The sequence below is a fragment of the Psychromonas sp. L1A2 genome (genome assembly GCF_009828855.1).
GTDB lineage: Bacteria > Pseudomonadota > Gammaproteobacteria > Enterobacterales > Psychromonadaceae > Psychromonas.
This window is the reverse complement of the sequence record NZ_WUAG01000002.1, coordinates 228,143-254,552: the sequence shown is the minus strand read 5'-3', so window position 1 is coordinate 254,552 and position 26,410 is coordinate 228,143. Positions and strand designations below refer to the sequence as shown.

25 protein-coding genes and 1 pseudogene are annotated in these 26,410 nt (G+C 37.6%); 11 read left to right on the top strand and 15 right to left on the bottom strand.

Annotated elements, in window-relative coordinates:
* Positions 1-185: 185 nt before the first annotated feature.
* Positions 186-1,235 carry an IS91 family transposase gene (locus tag GQR59_RS11655; protein WP_160062109.1) on the bottom strand — a complete coding sequence of 350 codons (1,050 nt, stop codon included), beginning with the start codon at positions 1,233-1,235 and terminating at the stop codon, positions 186-188.
* Entirely contained in the window at positions 1,232-2,119 is an 888-nt protein-coding gene (locus GQR59_RS11650) for a site-specific integrase (RefSeq protein WP_160062107.1), read from the bottom strand. The genes GQR59_RS11655 and GQR59_RS11650 overlap by 4 nt, the downstream gene beginning before the upstream one ends.
* Before the next feature lie 209 nt (positions 2,120-2,328).
* On the opposite strand from GQR59_RS11650, the gene GQR59_RS11645 reads away from it, so the two are divergent.
* Positions 2,329-3,180, top strand: coding sequence for a hypothetical protein (locus tag GQR59_RS11645; RefSeq protein WP_160062929.1), 852 nt, complete (start codon positions 2,329-2,331; stop codon positions 3,178-3,180).
* A gap of 271 nt (positions 3,181-3,451) precedes the next feature.
* Here GQR59_RS11645 and GQR59_RS11640 read toward each other — a convergent pair whose 3' ends face one another.
* The 4 genes from GQR59_RS11640 to GQR59_RS11625 form a co-directional block, all read right to left on the bottom strand.
* Positions 3,452-4,501 (bottom strand): IS91 family transposase, encoded by a 1,050-nt coding sequence (locus GQR59_RS11640; protein ID WP_160062109.1) that lies wholly within the window; start codon positions 4,499-4,501, stop codon positions 3,452-3,454.
* On the bottom strand, positions 4,498-5,385 hold the full coding sequence (locus GQR59_RS11635) for a site-specific integrase (RefSeq protein ID WP_160062107.1): 888 nt from the start codon (positions 5,383-5,385) through the stop codon (positions 4,498-4,500). Before GQR59_RS11635 ends, GQR59_RS11640 begins: the two co-directional genes overlap by 4 nt.
* Positions 5,386-5,621: 236 nt before the next feature.
* Positions 5,622-5,852, bottom strand: a complete 231-nt coding sequence (locus GQR59_RS11630; RefSeq protein ID WP_160062927.1) for a DUF3892 domain-containing protein — start codon at positions 5,850-5,852, stop codon at positions 5,622-5,624.
* 829 nt (positions 5,853-6,681) lie between these two features.
* The gene (locus tag GQR59_RS11625; protein WP_160062925.1) at positions 6,682-7,794 is read right to left on the bottom strand and encodes a flavin monoamine oxidase family protein; all 1,113 of its coding nucleotides are present in this window, start codon (positions 7,792-7,794) and stop codon (positions 6,682-6,684) included.
* A gap of 482 nt (positions 7,795-8,276) precedes the next feature.
* Here GQR59_RS11625 and GQR59_RS11620 point away from each other — a divergent pair, with 482 nt between their 5' ends.
* Positions 8,277-9,164 (top strand): DMT family transporter, encoded by an 888-nt coding sequence (locus GQR59_RS11620; RefSeq protein WP_160062923.1) that lies wholly within the window; start codon positions 8,277-8,279, stop codon positions 9,162-9,164.
* A gap of 465 nt (positions 9,165-9,629) precedes the next feature.
* Here GQR59_RS11620 and GQR59_RS11615 read toward each other — a convergent pair whose 3' ends face one another.
* The gene (locus GQR59_RS11615) at positions 9,630-10,502 is read right to left on the bottom strand and encodes a PQQ-dependent sugar dehydrogenase (RefSeq protein WP_268892999.1); all 873 of its coding nucleotides are present in this window, start codon (positions 10,500-10,502) and stop codon (positions 9,630-9,632) included.
* Positions 10,495-10,743 (bottom strand): PQQ-dependent sugar dehydrogenase, encoded by a 249-nt coding sequence (locus GQR59_RS18860; protein WP_268892998.1) that lies wholly within the window; start codon positions 10,741-10,743, stop codon positions 10,495-10,497. Before GQR59_RS18860 ends, GQR59_RS11615 begins: the two co-directional genes overlap by 8 nt.
* 411 nt (positions 10,744-11,154) lie before the next feature.
* Here GQR59_RS18860 and GQR59_RS18675 point away from each other — a divergent pair.
* Positions 11,155-11,280, top strand: a pseudogene (locus GQR59_RS18675) (transposase); the annotation flags it as partial.
* Positions 11,281-11,657: 377 nt separating this feature from the next.
* Here the strand turns inward: GQR59_RS18675 and GQR59_RS11605 are convergent.
* The 3 genes from GQR59_RS11605 to GQR59_RS11595 form a co-directional block, all read right to left on the bottom strand.
* Positions 11,658-12,089, bottom strand: coding sequence for a DoxX family protein (locus GQR59_RS11605; protein ID WP_160062919.1), 432 nt, complete (start codon positions 12,087-12,089; stop codon positions 11,658-11,660).
* Between the two features lie 225 nt (positions 12,090-12,314).
* Positions 12,315-12,791: a hypothetical protein gene (locus GQR59_RS11600; protein WP_025565123.1), complete on the bottom strand. Its 477-nt coding sequence runs from the start codon at positions 12,789-12,791 to the stop codon at positions 12,315-12,317.
* A gap of 85 nt (positions 12,792-12,876) precedes the next feature.
* Positions 12,877-13,743, bottom strand: coding sequence for an SDR family oxidoreductase (locus tag GQR59_RS11595; RefSeq protein ID WP_160062917.1), 867 nt, complete (start codon positions 13,741-13,743; stop codon positions 12,877-12,879).
* Between the two features lie 169 nt (positions 13,744-13,912).
* Between GQR59_RS11595 and GQR59_RS11590 the strand changes: the two genes are divergently transcribed.
* The gene (locus tag GQR59_RS11590; RefSeq protein ID WP_160062915.1) at positions 13,913-14,806 is read left to right on the top strand and encodes a LysR family transcriptional regulator; all 894 of its coding nucleotides are present in this window, start codon (positions 13,913-13,915) and stop codon (positions 14,804-14,806) included.
* 56 nt (positions 14,807-14,862) lie between these two features.
* On the opposite strand, the gene GQR59_RS11585 is transcribed toward GQR59_RS11590, so the two are convergent.
* A complete protein-coding gene (locus GQR59_RS11585) occupies positions 14,863-15,774 on the bottom strand; it encodes a bile acid:sodium symporter family protein (protein WP_160062913.1) in 912 nt (303 codons plus the stop codon).
* 317 nt (positions 15,775-16,091) lie between these two features.
* Here GQR59_RS11585 and GQR59_RS11580 point away from each other — a divergent pair, with 317 nt between their 5' ends.
* The 5 genes from GQR59_RS11580 (at position 16,092) to GQR59_RS11560 (ending at position 20,341) form a co-directional block, all read left to right on the top strand.
* The gene (locus GQR59_RS11580; RefSeq protein WP_160062911.1) at positions 16,092-16,865 is read left to right on the top strand and encodes a transporter substrate-binding domain-containing protein; all 774 of its coding nucleotides are present in this window, start codon (positions 16,092-16,094) and stop codon (positions 16,863-16,865) included.
* Between the two features lie 68 nt (positions 16,866-16,933).
* On the top strand, positions 16,934-17,653 hold the full coding sequence (locus tag GQR59_RS11575; RefSeq protein ID WP_160062909.1) for an ABC transporter permease: 720 nt from the start codon (positions 16,934-16,936) through the stop codon (positions 17,651-17,653).
* Positions 17,653-18,423, top strand: a complete 771-nt coding sequence (gene hisM / locus GQR59_RS11570) for a histidine ABC transporter permease HisM (protein ID WP_160062907.1) — start codon at positions 17,653-17,655, stop codon at positions 18,421-18,423. Before GQR59_RS11575 ends, hisM begins: the two co-directional genes overlap by 1 nt.
* Entirely contained in the window at positions 18,420-19,535 is a 1,116-nt protein-coding gene (locus tag GQR59_RS11565) for a succinylglutamate desuccinylase/aspartoacylase family protein (protein ID WP_160062905.1), read from the top strand. The genes hisM and GQR59_RS11565 overlap by 4 nt, the downstream gene beginning before the upstream one ends.
* Before the next feature lie 35 nt (positions 19,536-19,570).
* A complete protein-coding gene (locus GQR59_RS11560; RefSeq protein WP_160062903.1) occupies positions 19,571-20,341 on the top strand; it encodes an ABC transporter ATP-binding protein in 771 nt (256 codons plus the stop codon).
* A 9-nt stretch (positions 20,342-20,350) separates the two neighbouring features.
* On the opposite strand, the gene GQR59_RS11555 is transcribed toward GQR59_RS11560, so the two are convergent.
* Positions 20,351-21,208, bottom strand: a complete 858-nt coding sequence (locus tag GQR59_RS11555; protein ID WP_160062901.1) for a helix-turn-helix domain-containing protein — start codon at positions 21,206-21,208, stop codon at positions 20,351-20,353.
* Positions 21,209-21,619: 411 nt separating this feature from the next.
* On the opposite strand from GQR59_RS11555, the gene GQR59_RS11550 reads away from it, so the two are divergent.
* Positions 21,620-21,937, top strand: coding sequence for a hypothetical protein (locus tag GQR59_RS11550; RefSeq protein WP_160062899.1), 318 nt, complete (start codon positions 21,620-21,622; stop codon positions 21,935-21,937).
* A gap of 225 nt (positions 21,938-22,162) precedes the next feature.
* Here GQR59_RS11550 and GQR59_RS11545 read toward each other — a convergent pair whose 3' ends face one another.
* Positions 22,163-22,873 carry a lipoate--protein ligase family protein gene (locus GQR59_RS11545; RefSeq protein WP_160062897.1) on the bottom strand — a complete coding sequence of 237 codons (711 nt, stop codon included), beginning with the start codon at positions 22,871-22,873 and terminating at the stop codon, positions 22,163-22,165.
* 553 nt (positions 22,874-23,426) lie between these two features.
* On the opposite strand from GQR59_RS11545, the gene GQR59_RS11540 reads away from it, so the two are divergent.
* On the top strand, positions 23,427-25,247 hold the full coding sequence (locus GQR59_RS11540; RefSeq protein ID WP_160062895.1) for a protein adenylyltransferase SelO: 1,821 nt from the start codon (positions 23,427-23,429) through the stop codon (positions 25,245-25,247).
* Positions 25,248-25,615: 368 nt separating this feature from the next.
* On the opposite strand, the gene GQR59_RS11535 is transcribed toward GQR59_RS11540, so the two are convergent.
* Positions 25,616-25,825, bottom strand: a complete 210-nt coding sequence (locus GQR59_RS11535) for a hypothetical protein (protein WP_236546747.1) — start codon at positions 25,823-25,825, stop codon at positions 25,616-25,618.
* Positions 25,826-26,410: the final 585 nt, after the last annotated feature.

The window sequence follows — 26,410 nt, the reverse complement described above, 5'->3', positions numbered from 1 at the left end:
GTGGAATGGGTTTTGGGCTGGCTCAATAATTCAACTTTCTTTAAGGCGAGTCTCGCTAATATAAAATTGATACCTCAATTATATCAGTATGTTATATTTTATATGTTGAATGCCATATCACCTCTCTGGCTTGTTAATCTTTTATTTGTGTCAATGATCTGTTTAAGACCGTACGTTTTCACGCATTAGTTTCTCAGTCGACTTAAGCCCATAAAATGCATTTCATGGTGACAGCATGGGCAAATACAGATAGCACGCTTGCGTTTTACTGGTGTCGCCATTGTGCTTATGTCGCTCCCCAATATCAGCAATATTTGTAGTCGCAGTTGTTTGGCATTACCTCTTAAAAACCCATAATCCCTCACCCGCTGCAGACCTTTTGGTAACACGTGTTGTAAGATTAACCATAAGAATTCGAGCACAGGTAAAGTACGTTCTTTAGTCATATTAGTGCTGCTTTCTTTATACTTAAATGTGACCATTTCCTCGGAGAGGTTAATAATGTCTTTATCGGGTAACACGCCACGATACAGATAACGTGATAAGTATTTAAAAGCAGAGGCACCAAATCCGACCTTACGGCAATCGACCATCCATTTTTTAGGCGTGTCAGTGGGCATGGTTAACTCAGCGCTGTGATTAATCGCATCAATGACTCTTGCCCGCCATACTTTAGCGAGTGCAAATTCATTAAACAGATATTTTGCATCACTTTTGTGCCATTGTTTCTTTGTCGTATCGTAACGTCCGCAGGGCACAATGATATGCACATGAGGATGACATTCACGTCGCCGATTATGCGTGTGTAATACGCTAGTAAACCCTAAACTGCCTTTATTCTCTCGCTTGGCAAAGTCTTTTAATATGCCCGCCGTCACTTGTAACATCAATTGATACAGTGCTTTGGGGTGTTGACGAGCCAGTACTCTCAATTGATAGGGTAGCGTAAAGGTGACCATAAAATAGTGTACGGGTAATAGTTTATCGGTCTGTTTAGCTAACCAATTTGAAGTTGTTTGATGCAAACATTGTGGACAACTTCGATTCCCACAAGATGCTGGGAGTTGTTGGTCATGCTGACAATGGCCACAATGCCATTGGGTCGTTCGATTTACATCGTTTTTACAGTGCAGCATATCAGTGATAGCGCGACGAATATCTTGATTCAACAATCCACCATATTGTTGCTCCAGTTGTGCTTGATAGCGCTCAAGTAGTGCAATAAATTGGCTCATGATGCCTCCCATTGAATTGATAACCTTTCGGTTAACTGGTTCAAGGCGGTGACATTATCTTTTTGTTTGAGTGGAGTGAGTTGTGTGTATTTCGCTGTCGTATTCAGGCTGTGATGTCCCAATAGTATTTGCAGGGAGCGTAGGTCAATACCTTGCTCTAAGAGATGAGTTGCAAAGCAATGTCGTAATGAATGTGGACTGATAGATTTATTAATACCCAATTCAGTCATCACTTTTTTCAACGCTTTCTGCACACTGCCTTTATCCATCGGCACTTGTGTGTTTTTACCAATACTTGGAAATAACAACTGCGGATGACGATGCGTTGACCAATAGCAACGTAATGCAGAAAGTGTTCGTTTGGGTAAAGGGAGTAAACGGTCTTTACCTCCTTTACCTTCGCGAATATGCACTTGCATGGTATGGCTATCAATGTCGTTCACCGTCAAATCAAGGGCCTCACTTAAGCGTAATCCCATGCTGTACAAAACAAGAAAAAACACCTGATAACGCAATGCACGAGTGTGGCTAATTATCAGTCCAATTTGTTGTGGCGTGAGGATGTCGGGAATGCGTTTTACTTGTGGTGGTTTGACAATATTGAGCCATTCCCACTGTCTATCGAGAGTATGTTTATAAAAAAACTGTAATCCATTTCGGTCTAATTTAATGGTACTCCACGAGTGAGTTTGAATGAGTTGTGCAAAGTAACACTTTAAATCTGCTTTGGTTAATGTGTCAGGTGTGCGGTCAAAAAAGGTAGTTATCCTACGTACTGCACGAGAGTAGGCATCAATCGTGGCAGGTCTCATGCCTTGCAGTGTTAGGTTGGTCAAATGCTGTTGATATAAAAGATTAAAGTGTTGTTGCTCTGAGGTGTTCATCGCTTATACTCCTATTAGATATCACCGAAAAGTGATATAAATATAAGTATGAACGTTATTGGTATTTTGTTTTTCTGCCGCACAGCGGCTTCGTTCAACAAGTCGTTTAAAAGGATAAAAAACAGTTGGCTTTTGCTCCTTCGTCGCTAATTTTAGCCAACAATTTTTTGCCACTTAACGAGGCGTTAGCTTTTCATGGAGTAGCAATTATGAGTACAGCAGAAGTATCTGATAGCTTTGATGGAGATAAGCTCTATCAGCAAAGGGCTAGAAAAGCATTACCGTATTTGGTGAGACAAGCTTTGGTTGGAGAAACCATATTCTATTCAGATCTAGCTGAAGAATTATCCATGCCAAACCCTAGAAACCTTAATTATGTATTAGGGTGTATCGGTACAGCTTTAATTGAGTTATCGGAACAAACAGATGAAGATATACCACCTATACAGTGTTTAGTTGTAAATAAAGAAACAGAACTACCTGGTGAAGGTATTGGATGGTTTATTTCTAAAAAAGAATTTAGAAAACTAAGCAAAAAGCAGAAAAAAGTAATCGTAGATAGTCAACTTGCTAAAATATATTCTTACCAAGATTGGTTATGGGTATTAGATGAATTAGAAATAGAGCATCCAATATTTCCAAAAATATCAGAGCCAACACAAAGTAAAAAAGGTGGTGGTGAAAGTCAGGGTCATAAACAACTTAAAGAATATATAGCTAATAATCCGACTGTTATTGGTTTAACTGAAAGTTGGCCTAAAGGTGAAGTGGAATACAGCTTACCTTCTGGTGATTCAGTTGATGTTATGTTTCAGTGGCGAAAACAGCTAGTTGCTGTAGAAGTGAAATCTAGCATTTCAGATACTCCCGATATCAATCGAGGCTTATTTCAGTGTGTTAAATATCAATCAGTATCAGAAGCAATGCTTGGAGTTCAGGGTAAACCACAAAATGTTCAAACTTATCTTGTTTTAGAGTCTGAATTTCCCAAGTCCTTAATTCCAACAAAAAACATGTTGGGAATTCAAGTATTAGATAATATTTACGCAAAGAAAAGCTAACAAATAAGGATAGGTGTCGCGCAGCCGACACCTTATCTGAGTGTTGGACAAGCCCGTATGAGACTCTTTGCTTTATATAGTAAATAGTGGAATGGGTTTTGGGCTGGCTCAATAATTCAACTTTCTTTAAGGCGAGTCTCGCTAATATAAAATTGATACCTCAATTATATCAGTATGTTATATTTTATATGTTGAATGCCATATCACCTCTCTGGCTTGTTAATCTTTTATTTGTGTCAATGATCTGTTTAAGACCGTACGTTTTCACGCATTAGTTTCTCAGTCGACTTAAGCCCATAAAATGCATTTCATGGTGACAGCATGGGCAAATACAGATAGCACGCTTGCGTTTTACTGGTGTCGCCATTGTGCTTATGTCGCTCCCCAATATCAGCAATATTTGTAGTCGCAGTTGTTTGGCATTACCTCTTAAAAACCCATAATCCCTCACCCGCTGCAGACCTTTTGGTAACACGTGTTGTAAGATTAACCATAAGAATTCGAGCACAGGTAAAGTACGTTCTTTAGTCATATTAGTGCTGCTTTCTTTATACTTAAATGTGACCATTTCCTCGGAGAGGTTAATAATGTCTTTATCGGGTAACACGCCACGATACAGATAACGTGATAAGTATTTAAAAGCAGAGGCACCAAATCCGACCTTACGGCAATCGACCATCCATTTTTTAGGCGTGTCAGTGGGCATGGTTAACTCAGCGCTGTGATTAATCGCATCAATGACTCTTGCCCGCCATACTTTAGCGAGTGCAAATTCATTAAACAGATATTTTGCATCACTTTTGTGCCATTGTTTCTTTGTCGTATCGTAACGTCCGCAGGGCACAATGATATGCACATGAGGATGACATTCACGTCGCCGATTATGCGTGTGTAATACGCTAGTAAACCCTAAACTGCCTTTATTCTCTCGCTTGGCAAAGTCTTTTAATATGCCCGCCGTCACTTGTAACATCAATTGATACAGTGCTTTGGGGTGTTGACGAGCCAGTACTCTCAATTGATAGGGTAGCGTAAAGGTGACCATAAAATAGTGTACGGGTAATAGTTTATCGGTCTGTTTAGCTAACCAATTTGAAGTTGTTTGATGCAAACATTGTGGACAACTTCGATTCCCACAAGATGCTGGGAGTTGTTGGTCATGCTGACAATGGCCACAATGCCATTGGGTCGTTCGATTTACATCGTTTTTACAGTGCAGCATATCAGTGATAGCGCGACGAATATCTTGATTCAACAATCCACCATATTGTTGCTCCAGTTGTGCTTGATAGCGCTCAAGTAGTGCAATAAATTGGCTCATGATGCCTCCCATTGAATTGATAACCTTTCGGTTAACTGGTTCAAGGCGGTGACATTATCTTTTTGTTTGAGTGGAGTGAGTTGTGTGTATTTCGCTGTCGTATTCAGGCTGTGATGTCCCAATAGTATTTGCAGGGAGCGTAGGTCAATACCTTGCTCTAAGAGATGAGTTGCAAAGCAATGTCGTAATGAATGTGGACTGATAGATTTATTAATACCCAATTCAGTCATCACTTTTTTCAACGCTTTCTGCACACTGCCTTTATCCATCGGCACTTGTGTGTTTTTACCAATACTTGGAAATAACAACTGCGGATGACGATGCGTTGACCAATAGCAACGTAATGCAGAAAGTGTTCGTTTGGGTAAAGGGAGTAAACGGTCTTTACCTCCTTTACCTTCGCGAATATGCACTTGCATGGTATGGCTATCAATGTCGTTCACCGTCAAATCAAGGGCCTCACTTAAGCGTAATCCCATGCTGTACAAAACAAGAAAAAACACCTGATAACGCAATGCACGAGTGTGGCTAATTATCAGTCCAATTTGTTGTGGCGTGAGGATGTCGGGAATGCGTTTTACTTGTGGTGGTTTGACAATATTGAGCCATTCCCACTGTCTATCGAGAGTATGTTTATAAAAAAACTGTAATCCATTTCGGTCTAATTTAATGGTACTCCACGAGTGAGTTTGAATGAGTTGTGCAAAGTAACACTTTAAATCTGCTTTGGTTAATGTGTCAGGTGTGCGGTCAAAAAAGGTAGTTATCCTACGTACTGCACGAGAGTAGGCATCAATCGTGGCAGGTCTCATGCCTTGCAGTGTTAGGTTGGTCAAATGCTGTTGATATAAAAGATTAAAGTGTTGTTGCTCTGAGGTGTTCATCGCTTATACTCCTATTAGATATCACCGAAAAGTGATATAAATATAAGTATGAACGTTATTGGTATTTTGTTTTTCTGCCGCACAGCGGCTTCGTTCAACAAGTTGCTTAAACGGAACTAAAACAGTTCATCATTTTTGCAAAAAAGACCGCAAAAATCCTGCCCTGCTTTAGTCCGCTTAGCAAGGCGTTATGTGGCTAAGGGCATTTATCAGCATGCCCTTGATCCTAAAATAATTTATATCTTGGGTAAGTTTGCTAGATTGTTCTTAGTTTTACCGTCTGGGTTTGCCCTTATATGTGAAGCTGATTTTTTCGAATGTACCGAGTTTACGTCAGCTATTAACTCTTTGTCGGCCATGCCAACAAGGGTTTTAATTGAAGTCGCTCTAGAGTTACCCTCGATAAGTGCATGTGTAATTGTATCTTTTGCATTTTTTCGAACACCAGTAATTTTTCTTTGTGTCATATTAACCTCTATAAGTTGTATTGGTTAACATCCATGTAAAGTTAAGTTCCTGTTCGGTTAAACATTATACATACATTGATAGGTTTTGGCTGTTAGTTGTATTTTGTTAATAGGTTTTGTTGTGGCACGCACATAACAAACAAGAATAGGTGTCGCGCAGCCGACACCTTATTCGGGTGTTGGACAAGCCCGTTTGAGGTTGGTTTACTAAATACAAAGTTGTGGATACCCTACATTGAAGTTAATAATATCAACTGGTTAATGATTCAAGCGATGCTAAACAAAAAGTTGTGGACTCTCATACATTGAAGTTAATAATATCAATTGGTTAATGATTCAAGCGATGCTAAATGAGGCTACGACTTCTTCGCCGTTGAGCTTTCCCAAATTATTAATTCCTTTCAGCAACAGCAAACAGGATGTTTGCTGTAAGTTCGTTCGGTACATGGATGTGCCGTATGAACTGGTGCGTTAGAAAGCTTATTTTAAAGGTATGGGCATGGTTTGGATGAAGAAAGCGACTCGGTACCAGTCTCTTTGCTCTCTTGTAGGTATCAGGTTCTCTGCTGGCAAAGAGAAAGTGAAGTCGCCGAGAGGGCGAAAACCAACGCTCAAAATATCTAACTGACCCGATGAGCGTAGACGAACTCATACTAAAATGGCCTCGACCATAAACCTTAAAATAATGGGGCAGGTCTTGCGTTTTACCTTTGACAAATACACTACGAAAATCAACGTGGCTAATGGCATAGCGTTAAATAACTTTATGCTGTTTAACTTGATTACTATCGACGCTATTTCATAGGTAAGTAATCGAATTAATGTGTTTTTATCTGTTATCTGTATTTATTATTTTGGTCATCACATCATTCACGGCGCAAACTGCGCCTTCTAAATAACCAGCATCTATACGAGAAAACTCACTGCCTGCTAAAAATATATTCTTTTGAGTTAATTCAGTCATATGTTGATCCATAGGAAAGTCAGGATGTTTTGGCGGTTCATTAATATCACGTGCAGAAGCAACAAATTCGTCGGTTGCCCAATCTTTATATAATATTGAATCAAGTTCTTCTTCTGAATTCTCATACAGTTGATTCAATTGATTGAGGCAAGCCTCTTTTATTTGCGATTCATCATATTGTTGTCGATGATTAGCCGGCACACCAATAAAGCCAAATAAGGCATTTGTCAGGTTAACCTGTTCCCCCGTTTCTGAAATATCGATAGAGCAAGCGTCATGCATTTCTTGCATGGGGCCTTGTTGGCTAAATGCTTGTCCAGACAACCCCTTTTCGCGCCAAAAACTAGAATGATAGATTGAAATGAATTTTGCTTGCGCAGCCATCCATGTTGGTACTTTTTTAAAGTGCTCAATAAGTTCAGATGAAGCCCAATGAATGGGTGTCAGATGTTCTACAATCATGCGAGGAGGTAATGCTAATATAAGGTTATTTGCATGAAACGATTTAGTCTCATTGTTATTTTTTGCTGTTATTATCCATTGGTCATCGACTTTTGTTGTATTGGTAACAACATGTTCTGTTTTTATATTGCGTGAATCAATCTTACTATACATGACATTAATTATTGTGGTCATGCCGCCAATGACACGATACATACTTGCAGCACCCGCACCTTCGGTTCTTATGATTCCTTGATTACCTTGTTTTTGAAATAAGGCATCGCCTTTCGTATATTGCTCAACATACGGTATGTTAAGTTCTTCAAGTAACTGTTGTATATTGAATTGATGAGGGAAAATCCACGTAGGTCCTAAATCATGATAATGCTCTGTGGAGGTGTCTTTTACACCTAATATCCTACCGCCGAGATTTGGTTTAGCTTCCAAAAGTAAATAAGGTATCCCTTGTTTTTGTAAATACCAGGCACTCAATAATCCAGATAAACCACCGCCTATAATAATGTTGTTAATGTGCATGAAAGTTCCTAGGTTTGATATAAAAGCGACATAATATTGGTTGTGTAATTGTGATTAATTTACTTAAACTTGTGAAGGCAATTAACCCGTTAACGTTATTTATAAAAGTACAGGACACTTATAAACTTTACCATTGCCAAATCACATTAAAAGCCGAAGATACATTATTTTCGTTCTGCTTTGTATGCTGTTTGGCACTCTGGCAGAGTGCCATTCGGGTCAAGCCTTGCTTTTTTCGTTTGATAATCATACTGCTAAATTCAATATGGTTACCACTATGTCACCGTTATCTCGAAGTTCTGAAAAAGTTCTGAACACTCATTAGTTGCTCACAATCAAATTAGATTGTTACGATTTAAAGTTATTTAGAGCTGTCATTCTATATTAAAATTATCAACAAAATAGGAGGTTGTCGGGTAAACTCTCTAGCCATCATTCTCTAGTAATATTTACCTATTAAACATGCTAATTGGATAAAACACATGCCTCACAACTATACACCTACTGTTAAAGACTGGCTTTCTCTGCTGTTACTGATTTTGCTGTGGGGTACGTCATTTATGTTTACCGCTGTCTCACTGCAAAGCTTTAGCCCTGTGGCTATCGTTTCTCTTAGAGTCTTGATTGCAGCGGTTATTCTAACGCTCTTTATGTATGCCAAGGGTTGGCGTTTACCTGTAGAGCCGTTGGCTTGGGCGGTATTTTTATTGCTGGGTGTTATGGGGAACTTGTTGCCATTTCTGCTTATCTCAACGGGTCAGAAAGGTATTAGCTCGGGCATTACGGGATTGTTGATGGCATTTATGCCGTTGGCAACAATGATTTTGGCACATTATTTTGTATCAGGAGAAAGCCTAAATCGCTTTAAAATATTCGGTTTTGTGTTAGGTATTACTGGCGTGGTTATTGTGCTTTGGCCGTCGTTAATCGGAGCTCACAGTAACTTACTGAGTGGTCTATTGATTTTACTCGCTACTTTTAGCTATGCGATCAATGCCATTTTAGTGAGGCGATTGCCTTCTTATAATCCTGTTGTAACAGCGGCAGGCGTGATGATTATTTCGAGTCTCGTTATAGTGCCATTTTGGCTGTGGCAAGATTTACCATGGCAACAAAGTTATTCTTTAAACGCCTCGTTATCCATGCTGTGGTTAGGTGTTGGCCCGACTGCGTTTGCTACCATTCTTTTGTTTGCAGTTATCGGCACGGCTGGCCCTACGTTTCTTTCGTATATTAATTACGTGATTCCTATTGTTGCGTATTTTACTGGTGCGCTTCTTTTGGGCGAAGCCATTGAATGGCAAAGCCTAGGGGCGATGTTATTGATCATTTTAGGGATAGCGTTAACGCGTAAGCGGGTTGCTGGTTGAATAAAGTGTTTGTTAGCTTTACTTGGATTTCTACTGAATATATATAGTAGAAAGTTGTTAAAGTTGTGGATACTCATACGTTAAAGTAAATAATATCAAATGGTTAATGATTTAAGCGATGCTAAATGTGGCTACGACTTCTCCGCCATTGAGCTTTCCCAAATCATGAATACCTTTCAGCAGCGGCAAACAGGACGTTTGCTGTAAGTTCATTCGACGATGTGCCGTATGAACAGTGATATGCCGTATGAACGGGGGCGTTGGGAAAGCTTATTTTAAAGATATGGGTATGGTTTGGATAAGAAAGTGACTCTGTACCAGTTTCTTTGCACTCTTGTAGATATCAGGTTCTCTGCTGGCAGAGATAAAGTAAAGTCGCCGATAGGGCGAAACACAAAGCCGGAATTATCAACATAACCTCGAGGAGCAAAGACGAACCAAAATTAAAAATAGAATGTCCAATGCTTAAGGCATTAGTCTCAGAATACCTTTCCCATCAATACCCAAATAAATATAGCCATCATTACCTTGAATCACATTTCTTACTCTACCTGCGTTAGCCAATAATTTAGTTTGTTTCACTACATTGTCGTTATCTATCTCCAGTAATACTAAATGCCCAAACTTCATTGAACCGAGTAATATTTTACCTTGCCATTGCGGGTATTTATTACTGCTAATATACGCCATGCCAGAAGGGGCAATGGAAGGATCCCAATATAACTTAGGTTGCTCCATGCCTTCTTTTTCAGTGATGTCGGTGTAATCCGTACCAATATAATTCACGCCATAACCGATAACGGGCCAGCCATAATTTTTCCCTGACTCAATCAAGTTAACTTCATCGCCGCCTCTTGGGCCATGTTCATGTGACCAAACTTGATTGCGATCAGTAAGTGTAATTAACCCTTGTGGATTACGATGTCCATAGGAATAAATTGCTTTTTTAGCGTTAGCTTGTTGATAAAAAGGGTTAGAGGTTGGGATACTGCCATCAAGATTTAATCGATAAATTTTACCACCATCCAATGATAAATTTTGCGGGTTTTTATCGCGTTGTCCACGGTCTCCAATTGAAAAGTAAACAAATTCATCGGTGATGGCAATGCGGCTACCATAATGGTTTCCTCGCGTTGAGTCACCTTCACCAAGGTATAATCTTTTCTGGTCAACCAACTGATTATTATCAATATCTAACTTCGCACGCATTAAAGCAGTATTACTTCCTGTTTCATTTTCACTCGCATAGGTGAAATAGATAAGCCGATTTTTTTCAAAATCTGGGTGTAATGCAATATCCAGTAAACCGCCTTGCCCATTATCATGAATTTCAGGCAAAACCGGTTATTTCAATGGAAGGTTTGCCTTCAGTTAATAACCATAGCTTGCCCGAACGTTCCGTTGCTAACATTTTACCATTAGGTAATTGAACCATTCCCCAAGGGATAGTTATCTCTGGCCATATTGTTTCTGTTTGATATGGTGTTTTATCTTCATTAATAGGAAGAGGTTGCATAGCTTGAGCTGAAGTCGCTAACAGGCTGAGGGAAATGAAGAGTAGTTTTTGCCAATATTTCATCGTTTATCCTTTCATGCATGAGAGCCGACTGCCGCTAAATGTTGTTTAATATTAATGGTTATATTTTAGTCACCTTCATTTATGCAATTTAGAAATAAGTTTACAAGTTTGATTTGGTTATTTCATACAGGTTTGGTTGTGTTTAATGCCAATTAAGCTCGTCTACGCTCGTGTCATGATTTTGATCTGTATTAACGGTATTAACGGTATTAACAGTATTTGCGGTATTGTCGGCGACTTTACTTTTTATCTACCAGCATAGAAAGCTTGTATCCGAAGGAAATCAAAGGGACTGGTTTCAGCGTTTTTTAATCTATTACTTTTTAACTTAAGTAATGACTACCTTCTTAACGTACCACTCCGATCACCATATTTATTTGGCGCTCTTAACTCGCATGGCATCCTTGTCTTATCTTGCTAAAAGCAATCATTGATTCAGATTTTGACAATGCCTCGGTAATAAAATGTCCTCCTTACTCGTCAGGGTTGAATCCTATAGAGCAAGTTTGGAGTTGGATACAGCAGCTTCATTTAGCGGTAATGAGTATAGTTGATGGAGTTGTCACACATAGAATAGATTTGTTAGCGATAATAAAAGGATGATAAATGTGTGCACAGAGATTGAATTAATCTGATTACTCAACTTTCAGATGGATGTTAGAGGTACTTCTATTTCAATAATTTCGGATAAAATAAGCAGAATTTTTTTGAGAGTTTAGCCTCTTTGTGGCTTTAAGATAAAATGCTTCTAGCTCTTCTTTTTTGATAATGACCTATCCTTAATATGATTAATTTAATGATAGGCAATTACACAAATTTTGCGACAAGGTCACAGTGGTTAAACTCAATAAAATTAATTTTAAGCTTGTGACCCTCATTTTATATCTGTTATTTATTAGCGCTATAACATGGACTTAAATCTTCATGGATTGAGGAATAAGACCGTCAATTAAAGGAAGTTTACGAAGAGCAAATGCACCATTGCCTTGCAGCGCGACAATAACGGCAAGCACAAATAAAAGCGCAGGATATTCCCAACCGCCACCTGCACTGCTAAATGTCCATCCATTCCCACTATGGACCCATACTGCGCCTAACAAAATTGGCATACTTAATAATGCGCTTAGGCGCGAATAAGCGCCAAGTAATAAAGCAGTTCCACCAGCAAACTCTCCGAAGAGTGTTAAATATATAAAAATTGCAGGAATTCCTACACTTTCAAAATAACTAACTGCACCGGGAATAGTAAAAACTAACACCTTAAGCAAGCCATGCGCAATTAATACAACTCCCAGAGAAACTCGAGCAATTGTTGCACCATAATTTTGTGTTGCTGTATTCATCATCGTTAACCCTCTTATATAATTCATTAAATTAATATTGTTAAATTAACCTAATTTTATTAGGTCATTATTCATAAAATATATGATGTATTTTGCTACTTTATAGGTTTTCCTCGATCGTAAAATACTCTTTGTATTGCGCTCATCATCTATCATAAAAAGAAAAATATGACCCTATATTTCATTGTTATGGTTTTTGGGTTCAGATCATAAGTACATAACTTTAAATTAGTTAATTAATTTAAAATCAAATGCACCATCTGATTGCGTCGCAAATATACACACACTCTCAGCTAAACACTCACTAACATGAGGTACATTGGCTGGAATAAACCAAGTAGACCCAGCAGGTAAAATGACCTGTGTTTCGGGTTTATTAAGTTCATAATGTCTTGCAAAACCTTTTATAACCATGACTGTATAACTATGCGAATGAGTGTGAACAACTGTTTTATTACCGGGAGAAAGTTTAAGTAATTTGAGATGGGCTCCTTTAGTAAAATCATCTTTCACATTAGCAACTGCTCTGCTGCCAGGAAGCTCTATCCATTTTGCGTCATTAAACAATGTATATGTTATTTTTGGTGTATCATTTTCAGCTGCAACAACGGTAGTTATCGTCACGCCTAATGTTGTACAAAAGGACATGGCATAAAATAGGGTTTTCAGGTGCAGAGAAAGTATTTTATTTATTATTTTTAGCATAAAATCCCTTTCACTCTGTTTATGTGTCAATGAATTAAAAGCACTGATACATAGCACTTGTTTTTTAGTTTAAAATAAGAAAACGTTAACTCTTTTTAAGAGCTTCTAGATGCCCAAGACCCAGTGTTTGCATTACAGCATTCTGAATAGGTGCCACCGCCGCATTAATAGCCTCTGAACCAAAACTATTACCTACAACAGTACGAGCTGGACGTTGACCATCTGGAGTCTTAATTAACTCAACAATTGCTTCGGCAATATCATGTGGTTTAGGTGCATCAGCTGCTTCGAACATTGACATAAAGCTTGAAAACATAGCCCCTGGAATTTCACCAACATCGCCATAATTTTTTACACAATCGGAATTTAAAGGTTGTTGTGCACTACCATACATATCAGTTGGATAGGCACTAGGCTGTATTAACGCAACATCTACACCAAACTGGGAAACCTCATAACGTAGGCTATCTGTTAATGCTTCAACGGCATATTTACTGGCACCATAAATGCCAAAAAATGGAAAAGTAACTCTACCTAAAATAGAGCCCACATTAATAATTAGGCCTTTTTTATTTTCACGCATCATCGGTAACACTGACCGAATGACACGATGAACACCAAATACATTCACATCAAATAATGCAACCATTTGTTCGGTTGAAAAAGCTTCCGTCACCCCTGCAGAAGCAATACCTGCATTATTAATAAGCACATCGATATGGCCAGCTTGGTCTTTTACTATTTGTATTGCTTGCTCTATTGATTGCTCATTTATCACGTCAAGCTCAACAACATAGGCACCAGCAGCTGTTAATTTTTGAGCGTGCACACTATTTTTACCTAAAGGATCACGCATAGAAGCAAATACTTTATATCCTTCACCAATAAGTGATAACGCAGTATCGTGACCAAAGCCCGTAGAGGCACCTGTAATTAAAATTATTTTAGACATAAAAACTCCTACTCAAACATATTTAAAATGCACAAAAGTTCAATGGCTTAGGGAGGATGGCAATCTAGAGCATAAAATGACTTAATGTATATCGAGCAGTTATAATCACATGTTCAAATAAAACAAAAAACAGTATTCTAATCATAGGATTTGTGAATATAATGCACAAATGAATAACATATCAAACATACAATTGTTCGTTAACGTTGTTGAGAAAGGAAGTTTCTCTGCTGTCGCTCGCTCTATGGAAGTGACACCATCTGCGGTATCTCGTCAAATATCTCAGTTAGAAAAAGAACTAGGCGCTCGTTTATTTCAACGTACAACGCGTAAGCAAAGCCTCACCGAAGCCGGAGATATTTATTTTCAGCATGCGAAACGATTAGTTGATGATATAGAAGTGGCTAAACTTGCCGTCAAAAAACTAGCTGATAAACCTTCTGGTCGGTTGCGAATAACGGCAGAAGCTGATTTTGCGTTAACATTTATCGAGCCTATTTTACCTGAGTTTCTGCAGTTATATCCTGAAATACAAATCAGCATAAATATGAACTCTGCTCCACTTGATTTAATTGATGAAAACCTTGATTTGGCATTACGGATAGGTCATTTAGATAATTCTAGTTTAACCGCTCGTAAGTTGGGTGACAGTCAATCTGTGATTTGTGCAAGTCCTAATTATCTTTTAAAGCATGGACAACCAACACACCCTCATGATTTACAAACACACAACTGCCTTTCATTTAACAGCAAGATAAGTAATAACCGTTGGCGTTTTGAAATGGCTAACCATCCTATAGAAGTGCCAATCAAAGGGTCTTTAAGCGTTAATAGTTTGAGTTTCTTACGTAAAGCCGCATTGAAAGATCTCGGAATAATAATGATTCCAAAATGGATGGTGCATGATGAGTTATTACAAGAAAGTCTAACGCCAATACTCGAAGCATTTTCAATCATGCAACCTAGTACGCCTATTAATGCCATATTTACTAATAAACGACAATTAGCACCCAAAACAAGAGCATTTATCGATTTTTTAACACAGCGTCTGACTAAAGGGTAAACATGTGTTATCAAGTCGAGAGTCAACATTCAAATTCTTGGCATTATTAGATTCGCCTAAGGATTTACCTTTATTGGCATAGTCATTTTATCTTTGCCTTTATTTTTGTTTAAGAGCCAATATACAAAAAGGAATGCGGGTATATTCATTAACAGCCCGTACATTAAAGGAATAGCCGCTAGTGCAGGTTGATGCATGATAGTGAAGGCAATCATCATCGCGGTACCTGCATTTTGCACTCCCACTTCTATTGCAATGGTTTTTCTATCGGTTTCGTTAACATTCAACTTACCTGCAATAAAATAGGCAATGATTAACGCTAAAACACACAACGCCATTACAGCGATACCTTGCAAAGAAAGCATTGCAGGAATGATGCTTAAGTTTGTCAAAACAAGCGCAGTAACTACGAGTAACATTGCGATAGTCGATCCCTTTTTAATCAAAGGAATGGCAGACTGTGCCCATTGTTCGGCAAAACAACGAATACTCATACCAATAACAGTCGGTAGTAAGGTGACAATAGTGAGTTGTTTCATTGCTGGCAATAAAGGTAAATTAAATAATTGGCTATCTGTGCTACCGTTGTAATGGATAAAACCAACAAAAGCGATGGGGATAATAAATGGCGATAACATACTGACTACACTGGTTAAGCAGACACTTAAGGCGAGGTTACCTTTCGCAATAAATGAGAATAAGTTTGAAGTCGCACCGCCAGGACATAATGCCAATAAAAAAAGCCCTGCTGCAGCTGTTTGATTAAGTGCAAAAAGCTTGATAATAAATAGAGCGAGTATTGGCAGTAAAAACAGTTGTAATAAAAAACCAATCACCGTGACTTTAGGCGCTTTTAGTACCGCTTTAAAATCTTTTATTTGTAAACTTAACCCCATTCCCAACATTACCAGCCCCAATACAACAGGCAGCATAACTTGAGCAACAGTTTGAGCGATAATTGGTGTCATAAATTCCCTTAGCTTACGAACAACTTGATGGTATTCATCATATCGAGAGTTTTGGTTTGTGGTTTTGATATGGCGCATTAATTGTTGTTTTTTAAGGGGAGGGATTTTGAAGTAAATTTTTAAGTGAAAGAAAAGGCAATATTTGTATGAGCTGTTAATCTTCTTTTTCTGACGCTACTTGAAGCTATGTGACGGCTGTGTGCGCTATCTGTCGCTACTTGCTCCCATAGACTTACTTTTAGCCTTTCCTGTAAAGTAAAAAAGACTTTATATAAAAATAATAAAATCAAAATTTATTTACCTAAAGGAAACATATCATGAAAAAAATCGCTTATTCTCTGCTTTTACTGGCTGGTGTTGCAATACAGTCTACGACTTTTGCTGCTGGTGATACCATTCGTTTTGGTGTTGATGCAACTTATCCTCCTTTTGAGTTCAAAGAAGCTGATGGCACGATAGCTGGTTTTGAAGTTGATCTTGGTAATGCCATTTGTGAAAAAATGGGTAAGGAATGTGTATGGGTTTCAACTAACTTTGATGGCCTTATTCCTAGCTTACGTGTTGGAAAAATTGATGCGATTTTCTCTTCTTTGGGTATTTCTGAAAAACGCAAGAAAGTAGTCGATTTTTCTGATCGTACATGGTCTGGTTTTTCTTCTATGGTGAGCCTTACTTCTAAAAAATTAATACCAACGGCAGAATCTTTAAAAGGCAAAACGATTGGTGTTCAACAAGGCACAATGCAAGAAGACTTTGCAAAGAAAAAATTAGTACCTAAAGGTATTCGAGTTCAATCTTACCAAACTCAAGATCAAGTCTATGCTGATTTATTAAACGGCCGTATTGACGCTTCACTACAAGATATGACTCAAGCTCAAGTTAATTTTATTGAAGGAGGAAATCATGGCGATTTTTCAAATCATAAAGTGGTTGATAAGTTGTTGCCTGCTGACTCTGCGATAGCAATTCGTAAAGGTGATGCTGAAACTGCAAAATTAATTAATGATGGTATAAAAGCGATTCATGCTGATGATACTTACATTACGATTCAACGTAAGTATTTTGGTGAATTAGATCTTTATAATAAATAGAAAATTTAATTTAAAGTAGCTCCATCGTGTTATGTATTTAAAGATGTTATTACCTATAGGAAGCAAACATGCAAGACCTTTTTTCTAAAGCCTTTTCACTTGTTGATCTCGGCGGGTATGGACATCTTTTACTACAAGGCACTTGGATGACAGTAAAGCTTTCTTTACTGTCATTTTTCCTTGCAATGGTCATTGGCGTTTTCACTGCCTTAATTAAATCTTCTAAAAATGTATTTCTTGGTTTTTTAGCAACCTGCTATACAACCCTTATTCGTGGTGTTCCTGATTTAGTTTTAATGCTTTTAATTTTTTATGGTGTACAAAATTGGATAGGGCAATTAACCAAAATATTTGGATGGGAATTTATTTATATCGATCCATTTAGTGCTGGTGTTATTACGCTTGCTTTTATTTATGGCGCTTACTTTTCTGAAACTTTTAGAGGTGCATTACAAGCGATACCCAAAGGGCAGAAAGAAGCTGCGCTTGCTTTTGGTTTATCTGAAAGTCAAAGTTTTCGTTATGTTATTTTTCCTCAAATGATGCGTTTTTCAATTCCTGGATTATCTAATGTTTGGCAAGTCATTATCAAGGCTACTGCTTTGATTTCTATTATTGGTTTAAATGACTTAATCAATGCGGCTGTTGAAGCTGGTAAGTCGACTAATAAAGTGTTTTTGTTTTTGATTCTTGCTGCTGTTATTTTTCTCATTTATTCAATTCTAAGTAATATTGCATTCGCTTTATTGAAAAAATATTTCCAAATCGGTGTTAAGGAAGCAAACTAATGTTTGAACTATTAGAGATGTATTGGAAACCTTTTTTGTATTTTGATGGTTATAGTTACTCTGGTCTTATTATTACTATGTGGCTATTAATTTTTTCAGTTGTTGTTGGGTTTTTATTATCGATCCCTTTAGCGGTTGCACGTAATACTAAATATAAAGTAATAAGCTGGAGTGTTGCGGCTTTTACGACCATTTTTCGCGGTACGCCACTCTATTTACAATTACTCATTTGTTATTCAGGTATTTACAGCCTGTCTTTTGTGCAAGATCAAGCTCTATTGGGGCAGTTTTTCCGTGATGGCATGTATTGCACGTTGCTAACGTTTTCTCTTAATACCGCTGCTTATATGTGTGAAATGTTAGCGGGGGCATTAAAAAATGTCGATACCGGTGAAATCGAAGCCGCCAAAGCTTTTGGGATGAACCGTTTCAAGATCTATTTATATATTATTTTTCCCTCGGCCCTTAAGCAATCTATTCCACAGTACAGTAACGAAGTTATTATCGTACTGCATTCAACAACGATTGCGTTTACCGCGACAGTTCCTGATATTTTGAAAGTTGCTAGGGATGCTAATTCAGCTACATATATGACCTTCCAATCCTTTGGTATAGCTGCTGTTTTATACTTGATCTTGTCATTTATTTTATTCTATTTTTTCAGACGTTTTGAATTTTATTACACAGCTCATTTACCTAATAACCAACGTAGCAAAAGTTTATTTTCTACCTATTTTTCCACACAAAAGAAAAAAGTGAGTGCAGAATGAAGCATCATCAAAGTCCATTAATTTCACCTGTTCTAGGTACGCACCGTAATATAGACAGCTTTCATTTTGGAACGCCTAATAGTGGTAAAAAAATCTATATTCAAGCTTCGTTACATGCTGATGAATTACCGGGTATGTTAGTGGCTTGGAAACTCAAGCAACAATTAATTACATTAGAAGAACAAGGTCATATTCAAGGTGAGATCGTTTTGGTGCCTATGGCTAACCCGATTGGTCAAAATCAACATTTAATGGATGTACACCTCGGGCGATATGAATTAGAAAGTGGACAAAATTTTAACCGTGATTATTTCGATACTTTTGAAGAAGTTGTTTCGCGAGTCGAAAATAACCTAAGCGACGATCCAGAAAAAAATAAGAAGCTGATCCGTTTGGTATTACACGAAGCAATGCAAAGCTGGAATGTAGAAACCGAAATACATTCTCAGCAAAAAATATTACAAAGTTTATCTTGTGATGCTGACATTATTATTGATATGCATTGTGATTTTGAGGCTGTACAGCACGTTTACAGTACATATTATTCTTGGGATAGCATTGCACCACTTGCACATTATCTAAACTCAAAAGCTCATTTGCTAGCAGATGAAACGGGTGGTAAACCTTTTGATTCAGCTTTTGATATGGTGTGGAAACGCTTGCAAGATCGTTTTGGCGATATTATCCCTAAAGCCTGTCAATCAGTTACTTTAGAATTACGTGGACAAGCTGATGTCTATCATAAAGAAAGTGATCGAGACGCTAAAGCTTTAATCAATTATTTACGCCATTTAAATATAGTAACTGATCAACCTGCTGATACTTTAACTACAGATGCAATACCAGCGACAGATTTAGCGGCTGTCGAGCCACTTAAGAGTAATATGGGGGGGGTATTAGTACATTGTGTCGATATTGGTGAAAATGTGGTGACAGGACAGTTAATTGCAGAGGTGATTAACCCTATTACTGATGAAATACAGCAAATAAGATCTTCTCAGCCCGGTTTGTTATTTTCTCGTTCATTACGCCGTACAGCAACAGCTGGAATGTTAGTTGCCCATGTCGCAGGTGAAAAAACAATTCGTAGCGGTTATTTACTCGCACCTTAATAAATTATAAAAATAATTTAAAAACTGGAATTATTATGAGTACAGAATACAAAATTTCCATTGAAGGTTTACATAAAAGCTATGGTGAACATGAAGTATTAAAAGGCATTAGCCTCAAGGCAAAAGCTGGAGATGTCATCACTCTTATTGGGTCTTCAGGTTCAGGTAAAAGCACCTTGTTACGTTGTCTTAACTTCTTAGAACAACCAAATGAAGGTGTATTTAAGATAAATAATAAAACCATCAAAATGACTGCTGATAAAGATGGTATGACCTTCGCTAACCCTAAAGAATTGCAATATTTACGTACAAAACTCACGATGGTTTTTCAGCACTTCAATTTATGGAATCATATGACTGTGCTAGATAATATAATGTTGGCACCTACTAAAGTATTGGGAATGGATAAGGAAACTGCGAGGAAAAGCGCATTCGCTTATATAGATAAAGTAGGGCTTAGCCAAGATATGGCTGATAAATATCCTGCATTTTTATCTGGGGGGCAGCAACAACGTGTAGCTATTGCTCGTGCTTTAGCAATGGAGCCTGATATTCTTCTCTTTGATGAACCGACTTCTGCACTCGACCCTGAATTGGTTAATGAAGTACTAAAAGTAATTCGTACCTTGGCAGACGAAGGACGCACTATGATCATGGTGACACATGAAATGGCATTCGCTAAAGAAGTATCGGATCAAGTTGTATTTTTGGCTGACGGTATTATTGAAGAAGCAGGTACACCTGAAGAAATCTTTAATAATCCTAAAAGTAAACGTCTACAAGGTTTTCTCAGTTATACGAACTAACTTATATAATTAGTTCTCTGATGCAGTAAATATGTGCGGATTTTCTATACCGCTTGATGTTTCTAAGCGCGTTTTTATCGCTGGGGAAATGGCTGTGTCTTCGATTGAAAATAAGCCAATCTTTTTGAGTTTTTGACGTAAAGGTATACTTTCGCTGATACGTTCAAAAACAATACGAGAAGTGAAAGGGATACGTGAACTTCGCCCTTGTATACCTAGTGTAATGCCTGATAGCAGGCTAAAGCTGCCTTTAGTAGCACCATATAAAACTGTTTGTGAAATTGCTCGCTGGCAATGAACACCGTAATCAATAATTTGTATCCGTTCTCCTAATACCAACACAATCCCCACAAATTTTCCTATTTCATATCCTTCTAACATAGCTTGTCCTGGCTCTGTTCTTTCATAGAAATGTGAATAAGCAATACCATTCTTAAGCGATAGCCTTGCGAAACCTTTACTAATATAACCAGTATATGAAGGAGTCATGTAATAGTAATAGTAGTCGCCTAAATATTGAGTGATATCTTCTGATGTTAACATCATCATTTCTTCTAATAAGCGGGTATGGCGTTTTCCTTGAGGGCTTTCATCAAGAATTTTTTTAGGTTTTTGATTACGTTCGCGAGAAGATATTAATGAATTAAATAGATCTGGAGGTAAAGTGATCTCTTCACTTTCCACCCCAAAAAAATCACAAATTTTTCTTAAGCTTTGCATCGAAGGCATGCTACTGCCATTTAAATACTTTGAAAATTGTTGTCGATTAATTCCCATCTTTCGACAACTTTCTGAAATACTTTCACTATAGCTGCATAACAACTTGAGATTCGCAGATAAATTTATTTCGAGTGCATTACTTTTCATATTTTATAAGTTACCTACTATTACTTTCATCATTAATTTCTTATTTATTGAGCCTTTATCGAGATTATTCTATTGTACAACTCAAAGTTATTAAAAGGGGATTTTTGTTAGTTGTGAATGTTACTTGATAAACTCTATGTGTTTTATTTTAATAAGAATTAATCACGAATTGCTTTGATTTCGTCTGCGCTCATCGAAGTTTTTTGATTTTTATTTGCAGTGTTTTCGCCTTATCGGCGACTTCGCCGTACTTTCTTGTGTGGTGAAGGTAAATACACTGACAAGCTTTTGAGGATACTGAAAACGTTTAAGGCTCAAATTGAATGATTGTTTTCCTGTTAAGGTTAAATATAATGATTCACCTAATTAATCTGAATTGAAGTGAATAATATGATACCCATGGGAAGTGTTGTGACTGCGTGCATGATCGTAGGTTTAATTGTTGCCTTACCACCAATAGCAAAGGGTTGTCCAAAACCTATTCGCCTTAGTATTGGCGGTATTTTGCTCGCCGCGGGTCTATGGAATATATTATGGTACGCGAGCCAACATTTTACAGAGTTTTGGGGAATTGCTGCCTTTTGTTCTGGTGTGTTAATGGTGATTACTTCAATCTATATTATTAAAGCAAGCTGGTTATCGTTGTTTTTGCAACGTGCAAAGCCTGTGGTGTTGTTAATGTTATTAGGCTTTGCGGCACTCTATGCAATAAAGATATATAGCCTATAAGTTGTTGTTTTGAAATTGGTCAAATATTGATCGATAAAGATTTAATCAATTATTGCTAACTTCAAGCTTTAAACTTCAAACTGCCTTTTAGAAATACTGTTTAGTATCGCCTTGAGGTGGTTTTTATAATTCAGCCATTCACCAAGCCTCAAGTATCCTATATCACCATATCTTTCAAATCGAAAATCATATGTTATGGCGTCATGATTTGAGTGGTTCCTACCACTAGCCTAAGCCATTATCTACAAATGCTTGAGTGAGTTGTTGATAAAGCACATCAACACTAGGTCGTGTATTAATATGCTCAAACAAGGTGGTGTGAACCTGTGCTTTTATTCGCTCTTTTTTATCACACAATTGGTAACACAAATTAATGGGTTTAATGATTTCTTCTAGCACGGCATCAATGAGAATACAGGCTTGTGCGAGTATAATTTTACCGCCTCCTTTTTTCAAAATAATACGTTGCGCAGTTCCTACGATTTTACGCCCATTAATATTGATATTAAAATCACCGTCACAGTACGAAAACTCCGTGGCATGCGTTTCACTATTTAATCCATATAGGCTAAAAAAATCTTTTAATACTTTGCATAAGTTTTCATACGCTTGGGTAATAGAGTAGGGCGTTGCATCATCCCAAACATACAAGTGCGATAAGTTAATGATTCCTTGGCATTGTGGGACAGGAGCGCCACCTGTTTTACGTGACAGTAATTTCCAGTCATCTTTTTGTAAGGCTGTCTTTAATAAGGTAGATTCGGGCCATTTTTTATTAGCAGGAAATACAATCGTGGGTGTTTTTGTTTGCCATAATATAAGGCATTTAGACATTTCATTCGCTTGTATTTGTGCAATGATGGCGGTCTCTTTTTCAAATACATTAGCCACAGATACGCTTGTATAACGTAATAATTTGTTTTGATTTTTAACCATAACCTCCTCCCAGATTTAAATCACATTTAACGATACTAAATAATAAAGAGCAGGTTAAATTATCATAAATACTGAAATCTGAATACAGATAAGCGTTGAGTGGTTTTAAACTTTAAACTATCTTTTGTAATGTTTTTCTTTATCTAAAAAACTTTGTAAAATATTGTAAAAAATATTCTGGATCGTATTTTGCATTTTACCTCAAAAGCACTGAGCGCTTATACGAACTCAATAATATTAATTCATTAATTATTAAATCTAAGTTCAATATGGCTACAACTATCTACCGAGTTTTCTACTGGTTTAGATAAAGTAAAGTCGCCAATGGGGCGAAAATACTGTCAATAAAAAGCAAACAGATGCAACGAGCGTAGGCGAGCCAATCAGACCCAAATAAAAAGTAAAGCCAATGTTAACTCACGTTTAATGAAACGATTACAATTAGCACTGAACTCTCCAACATATCGCGGTAAGATAGTAAGCATTACTACTTATCTCTATGAACGATTATCTTTATGAACACTCATCTCTATAAACGCAGGTATAAAACATTATGACGAATCGACTGCCTCAGAAAAACAACTCGACTGTATCTGCTATACCTACTACACCAACGTCTAAAATCGCTACGTTAGGTGAGCTTGCTAAGTTGGCAAATTATTCGCTTATGGACACGCTTAACTGTGATCCTGATGCGACGGAAAACGGGATTGATTACGCACCACGACAAGTCTTCTCTGGGCATTATGTTCCAGTTAATCCAACCCCGATTAAAGACCCAGAATATGTTGCGCACAGTAATGCATTTTTTGCTGCGCTTGGTTTAGCCGACAAGTTGGCCGAATCTGCTGAATTCATGCGCATGTTCTCCGGCGATACTTCTCAGGTGCCAGCGCCGATGCGTAAGGTTGGTTGGGCGACAGGTTACGCACTTTCTATCTACGGGACTGAATTCACTCATCAATGTCCGTTTCAGACTGGTAACGGATATGGGGATGGTCGTGCTATTTCAGTGCTTGAGGCGGTTATCAACGGTAAACGCTGGGAAATGCAGTTAAAAGGCGGTGGCCGAACACCTTATTGCCGCGGGGCGGATGGTCGTGCTGTTTTACGATCGAGCATTCGTGAGTTCTTAGCTCAAGAGCATATGCACGCGCTTGGTGTTTCTACATCACGGTCGTTGAGTTTATACGTTTCCAAAACTGAAACAGTAAAGCGCTATTGGTATACGGAAGGCACTCGTTCGGAAAATCCCGATATGATGAGCGCTGAAGCCGTTGCTATTTCGACTCGTGTTGCGCCGTCATTTATTCGTGTTGGTCAAATTGAGCTTTTTGCTCGCCGCACTCGTGAAGATAGCGCCCTTGGAAATAGTTTTGAAGATCAGCCAGATGAACAGCTTCATGCGATGCAAGAGCTGGAAAAAATAGTACTGCACTTGATTGAGCGAGAATATGCTGACGTTGTCGATAGCCAGCTCAGTACGCCTGAAAAAATCGTGTTATTAGCGCGCGAGTTTCGTGGTCGCCTTACGTCACTCATCGCGAACTGGATCCGCGTTGGCTTTTGCCAAGGTAACTTTAATAGTGATAATTGTGCTGCTGGTGGTTTTACGCTTGATTATGGTCCATTTGGTTTTTGTGATGTGTTTAACCCGTATTATCAACCTTGGACGGGCGGTGGTAATCATTATTCATTTTTGAATCAACCTAAAGCCGCGCAAAGCAATTTCGAGTCTTTTTGTTCGGCGTTACGACCGTTATTAGCAGATCATAAAGATCATTTACTAGCACTCGGCGAGATTCAACGTGAGTTTTCGACCGTGATGGACTCAGAAATGCAAAGTATGTGGGCTGCCAAGTTGGGTCTTAGCACGTTAAACCCAACGGCTCACAAGGTATTATTTAACGAGCTACTCACTCTAATGATGCAAACGCCTGTCGATTATACAATTTTCTTTCGGGAGCTATCGTCGATACCTGACGACATTCGTCCATTGAAAAAAAGCTTTTACAATGGCTCAAGTCAGGCAAACGAGTCAGATTCTCATCAAAGGGACACGCGTTGGATAGAATGGTTTGCAACATGGAAAGCACTGCTTAATAGTGACTGTGAAGCGAATGGCTGCACCCTTGAAGAAGCCGCTAAGCAAATGAAGTTGGTTAATCCAAAATACATTTTACGAGAGTGGTTTGTTAAACCTGCTTATCAGCAAGCAGCCGTTGGGGATTACACTTTAATTAGAGAGTTGCAAGACGTGATGAATCAACCTTATGCAGAGCAGTCTCAAGAAGTGGAAGATAAATACTATCGATTGAAACCGCTGGAGTTCTTTAAGGTTGGGGGCATTTCGCACCTTAGTTGCTCGTCGTGATTTTTAGGTTTGGGTATTCTGCACTTTGCTATTGATTCGTCTGCACTCGTTGGATCGTATTAATATTTATTAGCAATGATTTGTATTTTTGGCGACTCTACTTTGGCGATTAATTCGTTGCTATTCTTAGTTTCAATGTATGAGTGTAGGACTCTTTTATAATTTTGTGGGGCAGTGAAAAAGAAAATCATATGTGGATAGGATGAAAATTGCGGCTGGTCAATATAAAAATAAGCCAATTATTAATACTGAAGTAATTAGAGTGAAATTAAATATTGTTAATTTCACTCTATCTAAACTAGATTTTAATTAAATTTTTAGTTTGAATCGGTAAGAGAATCATCAATACTAAAAATTAAATTACACCCCTATTTTTCTAATTCATCTTGTGTGATTTTGACTTTCATTGGGCTTGATTGTGGTGATGGCTGAGTAATTGTTTCTGTTACAGTTTTCCCAATTAATTCACCTTTAGCGTTATATTCAGATGAAATTGTTTTTTGATATGTTGGGATACTACAAGCTGAAAGAGCAGCTAAAGCAATGCCAGAGGTTAAGATCATAAATATTTTTTTCATTTTTACTTCCATTTTTAATGCCCGCAAATAATATAGAAAACTATGCTGGGCAACGAGCATAGTTAACTTTAAAAAACTACAATGTTGAGTGTGTATTACTATTTGGGTATTTTTACATATAAGTAAAATGATTAAAAGATGATATTTACTTTTAATTACATAAAAACAACAAGGTATAGTTAAATTGTAAATTTTTTGTGAGATTAGATTGGTTGGATATAAGTTTATGATAGGAATTTTAACTTATCATGTGCATCTTTTTTCGTTTAAATAATCCTGATTTTTAAACTTGAAAGCCTCGTTTCAGTTCATCAATCACTTCACGCCGACAAGGCGGAAATATTGAGAATAATGATAAAAAAACTCGTCGAGCGCAGGCAATTCAACCAACCCAAACCCAATTAACTTCAATCTTCTTAACATTTTAATCTTCATTCCTACTTTTTTATTCTGTTTTATTTACATCCAAAACTCATTTATTAATTATTTTCATGTTAATTTGAAAATCAATCATTTTTATTCATGATTAATTTAACGTATAAAATACACTCTGCTTTATAACGCTGGGCAATATTACCGAGAGTG